The organism is Prevotella sp. P5-126, from assembly GCF_002251185.1.
GTDB lineage: Bacteria > Bacteroidota > Bacteroidia > Bacteroidales > Bacteroidaceae > Prevotella.
The window spans coordinates 1-6834 of the sequence record NZ_NPIZ01000026.1; the positions used below are offsets into that span (position 1 = coordinate 1).

At 41.5% G+C, this 6834-nt stretch carries 7 protein-coding genes and 1 pseudogene; 2 read left to right on the plus strand and 6 right to left on the minus strand.

Going from position 1 to position 6834, the window contains the following annotated elements:
- Nucleotides 1-523 precede the first annotated feature (523 nt).
- A pseudogene (locus CIK90_RS02225) lies at nucleotides 524-772 on the minus strand (DNA cytosine methyltransferase); the annotation flags it as partial.
- Nucleotides 773-1192 (minus strand): hypothetical protein, encoded by a 420-nt coding sequence (locus tag CIK90_RS02230; RefSeq protein ID WP_094464243.1) that lies wholly within the window; start codon nucleotides 1190-1192, stop codon nucleotides 773-775.
- A 612-nt stretch (nucleotides 1193-1804) separates the two neighbouring features.
- Here CIK90_RS02230 and CIK90_RS02235 point away from each other — a divergent pair.
- Together CIK90_RS02235 and CIK90_RS02240 are read left to right on the plus strand one after the other, a co-directional pair.
- Nucleotides 1805-2824: a hypothetical protein gene (locus tag CIK90_RS02235; RefSeq protein WP_144007201.1), complete on the plus strand. Its 1020-nt coding sequence runs from the start codon at nucleotides 1805-1807 to the stop codon at nucleotides 2822-2824.
- Between the two features lie 13 nt (nucleotides 2825-2837).
- Complete coding sequence (locus CIK90_RS02240; protein WP_094464245.1) at nucleotides 2838-3074, plus strand: hypothetical protein; 237 nt, start codon at nucleotides 2838-2840, stop codon at nucleotides 3072-3074.
- Between the two features lie 453 nt (nucleotides 3075-3527).
- On the opposite strand, the gene CIK90_RS02245 is transcribed toward CIK90_RS02240, so the two are convergent.
- From CIK90_RS02245 to CIK90_RS14090, 4 genes are all read right to left on the minus strand, one after another.
- Complete coding sequence (locus CIK90_RS02245) at nucleotides 3528-4571, minus strand: Fic family protein (RefSeq protein ID WP_094464246.1); 1044 nt, start codon at nucleotides 4569-4571, stop codon at nucleotides 3528-3530.
- 1040 nt (nucleotides 4572-5611) lie between these two features.
- Nucleotides 5612-5710, minus strand: a complete 99-nt coding sequence (locus CIK90_RS14085) for a smalltalk protein (RefSeq protein ID WP_158214619.1) — start codon at nucleotides 5708-5710, stop codon at nucleotides 5612-5614.
- Entirely contained in the window at nucleotides 5707-5892 is a 186-nt protein-coding gene (locus tag CIK90_RS02250; protein WP_094464247.1) for a hypothetical protein, read from the minus strand. Before CIK90_RS02250 ends, CIK90_RS14085 begins: the two co-directional genes overlap by 4 nt.
- 54 nt (nucleotides 5893-5946) lie before the next feature.
- A partial coding sequence (locus tag CIK90_RS14090; RefSeq protein ID WP_216820904.1) for a hypothetical protein occupies nucleotides 5947-6834 on the minus strand: 888 nt, incomplete at its 5' end.

Here is a 6834-nt window from a genome sequence, read left to right on the forward strand (position 1 = left end):
ATCCACGGAGCACACTCTAAGCAATCATCGGAATTTAAACGGATGTTTTTTTGGATTCTTCGCAAGATTTGATATACAAGCAACAACGGGCTGAAGGCCCAATGGCTTCCTTAGCCCAGGGTAACACCCTGCGGACTTGATGTAACATATACACCTACGTCCTGTAAGGACAAAAGTATTTACCTAGACAGGCTGATATCAAAAATCTTTAACTATTCTTGTAAAGATTATAGTTAAATTCTTGTAAAGATTATAGTTAAGATGTCGAGCCGTAGGCGATCCAAAATAAAACCCTTCCCAGAAGCGAGGTATTCGAGCGCATTCTCGTCAAGGATTTTAGTTAAAGATTTTGTTTGCTGCCTCCCTGAATTACAGATTATTTCTTGCGAAGCAACCAAAAAATTCCGTTTCTCAAAACTGTAATACTGTAACTGTAACGCAAAAATCGTTTTGGGAAACTGTTATATTGTTATATTGTAACGCTTGGTGTTGATGTCATTGACCTGTCCCTGTGACATTCTTTACCAACCATTTTATACCCATACTTTACATCTTGATAGATGAATTTGAAATTATCTGGGAATGTTTGTATTCTTGCACATTCACGGACACTTAATCTGCGATATAAATGTACATATCCTTTTGCAAAGATTCTTTGTGAAGAAGATATGTATGACATCTTAGGAGCTTGAGGATGTTGAGGGGCATTCCTAGCCTGTGCTTGCATAGTGAATGATGGTTCATCCCAACTGCGAACACGATTACGTGCCAACTATAGGAGTTGCCACTCGCCTTTTACTTTTGATTTTACCGGATTAATGTATCCATTTGCTTTGAGCCAACCAATAGCACGTAGTATCGTACTTTCAGATACACCGAGGTTATCCTCAAGTTGAGAATACTTGGCCTTTCTGTTCATCTTGATAGCCTGATACACATTTTGAACCATCAAGTTAGGGAAAGAAGGTTTTTCTGTTTCTGTGACGGTTTTTGATTCATTTTCCATCACATTTGACGGTTTTTGATTGTCCATAACATCTTTTTCCGTCATTTCTGACGGTTTTTGTGCATTTTCCTTCAACCAGCCATTCTTGATTGCTTCCTCTTTCAGTCGCTCGCCACGAGGCGATTTCTTCTCGCAGACAAGAACAGCCGTTTGGTAGCCGAAGTCATAGACCCGTCCCTGTGACATTTTTTATAAATAATTATTTTTCTCCACGCTGGGCGATGTAAAGAATAACCCAAAGTACAGGTAAAAGTGCTAATATCTCCATAGTTGTTATGTATTTAATTATTTATTTTTCACAAAGTTATGTTTATTTCTTCATATTTACAATTTTTTTATTGATTATTTTTAATAAAAACAAAAAATCCCCGATTCACATCGAGGATTTTTCGTTTAAGATTATATTTCCGACTAAATTCCGATGATCCGAAAACTGTAATACTGTAAGCTGTAAGAATTATAAGTCATGATGTCAATGACATGTCCCTGTGACATCGCTGTACTGGTATCCGATGATACTGCGGCATCTCTGACCAAGTGTCTGGTCGATAATAGGTGAAAGCATGGAGTCAAATTGCTCCATGATTGAAAAAATTCCTCCAAAAGGTGTGAGTTTTTCGGATTATATTTGTACCTTTGCCATGTCTTGTTACGATTTACGCTTGTTTTGAATTAAAACACTAAGATAAGTGAAAAATCTGACATGACAAAATCCTGCAACTTTTTGTTGCTCAGGAACTTATAAATAAAGTTAAATCAAAGTGTTGCGGAATTAAGGTAATGTTAATAGCATAAATTATGAGAAAGGCATTTTTACTACTATCAATGGTTACAACATGTGCTTACGCACAGTTTCAGCCCGCACAGTTTCAGCCGTTTGTCTATAAGCCCATAAAGCAAGATTACACGATTCTCCAACAGTCTTTAGAAAAGCTTGACCGAGTTAGTAACGAAGCGAATGAGCAATATAGCAAATTGCAATTATTGCTTGCTGAATATGGTGGGAAACTTTACAACGATGAGGAGACTCTGCTTTGGTTTGATGACTATAAGAAGAAGATAGCACGAAGCTATGAATCAATGAGAGGACTTGGACCATATGACGCAAGAAGCTATGCTATTCGTAAACAAGGCGAAATAGCGAATGACCCAGAATTGATGGCACGTATAAGAACTGCTAACGAATATCAAGCGGCTGTACAAAGTATACGGCAATGCTCTGACATGAGTCTGAAAGAAAAAACGGATTGGATAGCTAATCATCCTTATTGCTTCATTCCTATTGCAAATGGTGAAGGAGAGATTATAGGAGGTAAACTTGGTACAAAAGCAGAGTTGGAAGCATACAAAGCTGAAGTCCAGAGAAAAGCACGTTTGTTAGAAGAGCAGAATAGAGCGCGGTTATATGCAATGGCTCATCCATTTGATAATTTTGATTACGCTCGCTATGATAAAGTAATAGATTATCCCCAATATAGATTCTATCCAACACCATACAGCATCTCGGATGGATTGAGAATTAGCAGAATTGCCTTGTCGTCAACAGAGACGAGAGTGGAATTTGAATTTACAAATACAGTCTTTGACAGGTTTAACGTGAAAAGTGGAACGTATATCAAGGCTTCGGGTACAAACAAACTTGAATTTAAAAGGGCTGAAAACGTTGCAATAGATCCATACATGTCAACATTTGAAAAGTCTGGTGAGATCTTGAAATTTGCACTGATATTTCCTGCCATACCCCCAAAAACCAAATCATTTCTCATAGCAGAACAAGACAAGAAGGGCTGGAAGTTCAAGGATATAAAAATACGATAATTCAAAAATTGGTATGAATCAACGAATTGTTAATTGTAATACATCAGGAGAATTGAAGATTCTCCCTTGCGATATTCACGAAGGCATAAAGATTGTTCTTGTAGATGACAAACAAGCACCTGTTGCATGGTACGAGTTCAATAGCCGCCAATTAGAGAATATCGGAATCATAAAATACAAAGCAAATAATGTAAGGATCCTGTTTGAAGGTATCAAGCCTTCTATGATTAGTGAATTGGCTACAGAATAGGAGCACAATTTTTCTCTAAGGGTCGGGGGGCCCTTGACCCTTGAGATGTCACAGGGACAGGTCAACGACATCAAGAATAATGCACAGTTTTTGGGTTTTAAGAATGATAGGGGAGTAATTCCCCTGTTTTACAATTTTTCATGCAAATTTATAAAAATAAAATGAGAGTTGGAAGATGCTGACCGAAAAATTTATATTCATCTTCATTTTCTTTGGCCAGGCCTTTATCGAAGAATGATACAGGAGGTCAAAATGGCCCTTGTTTTTGCTTTCCCCAAACTGTTATCTGTTATTTGTTATCTGTACCGCAAAAAAATCATTTTTGGAAACTGTCAACTGTCAACTGTAACGCTTGGTGTTGATGTCATTGACCCGTCCCTGTGACAAGCGTTTGAACCCTGGCACTTCCTTTGCTAAAAGCAGGATATAATCGAAATTCTTAGCCATATATCGTTATTTCTTTTTATATGTTCTGTTCTTATTGCCGCCTTGTGCTTCGATATAGCCGAACTCCGTAAGTTGGCGCAGGTAACGTTTGGCAGTTGTTTGAGTTAGGTTAAATTGCTTGGTGATGATCTCTGTTGTGATTTCATCCTTTCCGTCTGCAAAAATTAAAATATCGGCCAATTTCTTAGCTAATGCTGGCTTTATCGACCATTTATCGACCATTTCCTCTGCAAAATCAATTTTATCGACCATTTCCTCTGCTATAGACTTGATAAATTGGTCGATATCCCATTTAAGATGCTTACAATGCAATTGGGTCATACAGTCCAGAAATATCTGAATATCTTCATTCTCTCTTGTGTCTATCAAAGCCTGAATATATTCAGCTTTATCCTCCCTAAGCACTTTGGTGGGTAACACACCATATTCTATTTGGAGCAAATTCATCAATAGTCTGCATGTTCTGCCATTACCGTCAGCCCAAGGGTGAATGGAAACCAATTCAAAATGTGCCCAAAAGCTTAGTTCATAGATAGCTGCAATATCTGTCTTATCAATCGCCATACGGCGTTTGTTCAGTTCCTCACAGAATGCTTCAAGTCTTGAGGGTACTTTCAAGTACGACATATACGACTTTCCTCCAAAGCCTGCTGTCACATTCAGTTTTCTTAATTCGCCTTTGGCTGCAGAGAAATCTCCCCCAAGAGAATGATATTCACTTCCAGTACGAGCCATAACCTTTGATGCAAGTGTGATTAGCCAATTTACAGTAATAGCTTCATGGTGTTTTATCCACTTCATGCCATAGTCGTATGCTGTTTTAAGGTCAAGGTTCATCAGTTGTTCTACCAAGGTGCGCTTTTGTGATGTGATGCCTTCATCAAACAACAGTTGAGCTTCCAATTCTGTAACAGTAGAACCTTCGATGGCTGTGGAGTGCGTGATGATAGAGTACAGATAGAACTTTTCGTAGTCTATCTGCTCACTAATGCCTAACTCCTTGTGTTGTTGAATGAGGCTCAATAGCATTTCTTTATTCTCTTTCGTCATATAGCTTCGGTTTTATTCAAACCAATACTGCATGCGAGATGCAAGCAAGGTTTCAAGATGTCACAGGGACAGGTCAACGACATCATGACTGATGCACAGTTTTTGGGTTTTAAGAATGATAGGGGAGTAATTCCCCTGTGTTACGATTTTCCATGCAAATTTATAAAAATAAAATGAAAGATGAGAAGATGTGGGAAGAAAAAGTTGTCATTCGTCTTTATTTTCTGTAGTCAGGCCTTCGTCGAAGAACGATTCATGAGGTCTAAACGCACCTGTTTTTGCTTTTCAAAACTGTAACTGTAACAACTGTAACGCAAAAATGAAGTCTGAAGTCTGAGGTTTGAAGTCTGAGGGAGTGGTCTTTATCATCCTACGAAAATCTTTCTCCGTGTCCTCCGTGTGATCCGTGGATTTTTTTGGTTGCCGAGCGCAAGAAATCTTTGGAGGAAATCCTGTTTAAGATGTTGCTTCGCAAGAAATAATCTGTAATTCAGGAGGCAGCAAACAAAATCTTTAACAAAAATATCGACTGAAAATGCGCTCGAATACCTCGCTTCTGGGAAGGGTTTTATTTTGGATCGCCTCGGCTCGACATCTTAACAAAAATCTTTAGAATAATCTTTAACTAGAATCCGTGTCTTTTCGTGTGACCGTCTAAATTCCGATGATTGATTTCTGGCCATAGGCCATATTTTTATTAAAGATTTCCTCCAAAGATTTCTTGCCGACAGGCAACTAAAAATATAATCTTTAACAAAAATCTCGACTGAAAATGCGCTCGAATACCTCGCTTTTGGGGACGAATTTATTATGGATCGCATCGGAGATGCTCGAATTTTTGGAGCAGTGAGAGCAGAGAATAAATCCAAAAATTTATTCTTTGCCGAGTCGCGACAAAAATAACCTATGGTGTAAATCTTAACGAAAATCTTTAGAATAATCTTTAACGAGAATCTTTTTCCGTGTCCTCCGTGTTCTCCGTGGATAAAAAAACACCCACGAACCACACGGGGCGGTTCATGGGTTTGCCAGAGGGAGTGTCACCCGATGGTGAAACCAAGGGCCGAGAGCACGGCGGTGATGGTGGTCAAAGCAATGTTGATGATGACGCTCCACTTGTTTTTAGAATCTTGAGTCATAGTTTTCTGTTGATGATGTTGTGATAGTCTTTAATGCCGAGGAAGGTGGCACACAGTATCAAGAGCTGGGCAACGAGGATGAGGACGGATCCCGAAATCTCACCTTGCGGAGGCATCATCATGCCAGCTGTAGCGAAGAGGATAGCACAGACGAAACTGGCTAATGAGAGTATTCGTTTCATACGCTAAATGTGGGGGTTAAAGAGTCCCGCGGACGTTCCGCAGGACTCTGTGGTTCAGCCTTCCAGTCCACCACCACCGGGTTCCTGATCACCAGCGTCGCTATCCGACTTGAAGTAGGCAGTGAGGGCGGTGTTTGAACTGAGCGTGATGCTGCGTGAGGCATTGGTGTCGCCATCGCTCCATCGGTTGAACTGGTAACCTTCGGCAGGCGAGGCACTAATCTCCACCGACTGACCCGCAGGGTAGCGACCTGCACCGGTCACCGTGCCACCGACAGAGGGATTGGCGAGGAGCTTGACCTCAAACTTCCCATCGGTAGGAGTCACATCGGGAACAGCGGGAGTGACGGGAGCTACCGAACCGTTGCCGTCGGGAGTGAGAAACACATCGGCGCTACTGCCGTAGCTCGTGCACGCCTTGGTGAACGCATCGTCCGTCTTGTACGCCTGCAACATGCTGTTGTTGTCGATGAGGTATTGGGTCGATACCTTGGTCTTGCCGTAGTCGTTGCGACTGTGTACCCAGGCAAACACACCGTCGCCCTCGTTCTCGCCATGGGCGAGGAAACCCTCCTTTGCAGCGAATCCCACCTTGTCAACGAGATCCCAGAGCTTCGCAGTCGATTCCTTGTCGAGCACTACGTAGCTTGCACTGAAGGCGCAGTAGGGAATCTGAGTTTCCGCGTTCAGACGCTGCAACACCTTGTAGAAGCTGATCTGGTCGCCGTAGTCGAACTCCGGATTGTTGGTCACCACCGCCTTGGCGAAGTCCTTCACCGTGGTATTCTCGTCGATGGCGAGACCTCCGAGGTTGATGCTGGTCACCGCCTTGTCGCCAGTACCCTTCACCGAGATAGAGGGCAGCGTGCCTTGGGTGATCTGATAGGGAGCTGCGATGCATGCGCCGCCATCCGATTCAGCCTTGGTGAGATAGACAGGAGC